Origin of the sequence: Micromonospora sp. AMSO1212t (assembly GCF_008868145.1) — a bacterium.
Taxonomy (GTDB): domain Bacteria; phylum Actinomycetota; class Actinomycetes; order Mycobacteriales; family Micromonosporaceae; genus Micromonospora; species Micromonospora tulbaghiae.
The window spans coordinates 1-527 of sequence record NZ_WBKS01000278.1; the positions used below are offsets into that span (position 1 = coordinate 1).

At 70.2% G+C, this 527-nt stretch carries 1 protein-coding gene; it reads right to left on the minus strand.

Annotated features, from left to right (window positions below; genetic code table 11):
• The coding region (locus tag F8279_RS29800) for an enolase C-terminal domain-like protein (protein ID WP_305069417.1) at nt 1-527 on the minus strand (527 nt) is incomplete at both ends.

Here is a 527-nt window from a genome sequence, read left to right on the forward strand (position 1 = left end):
ACTCGCTCGTCAGGTGGTTCGGCACCGAGGTCGCAGCGTGCAGCAGACCGACCGGGCTGTTGCCGATCGGGCTGACCGGCAGGTCGTGGGCGTGGGCCAGGGCCGACGCCCGCAGGAAGTGGGTGACCCCCCAGACGGCCGCCATCTGGACGATGTCGACAGCGCCGGCGGCGATCAGCGGACGGTACTGTTCGAGCCCGGTGAGGTTCTCACCGGTGGCGACCGACGCGGACACGCCTCGGCTGACCGCGGCGAGACCCTCGGCGTCCCAGCGCCGGACCGGCTCCTCGATCCAGATGAGATCCAGGGTGCGTTCCAGTTCGCAGACATGCCGGACCGCCTGCTTGCGGGTCCACGCCTCGTTGACGTCGAGCATCAGACCCGGCCGTCGACCGTGCCCGGCCTCGGTCAGGACATCCTTGACCAGGCTCAGGCGGTGCCGATCGCGCTCGATGTCGAGGCCGCCCTTGAGCTTGGCCGCTCGCAGGCCGTGGCTCGCGTAGACCTCGTACTCCGCGACGAGTTCG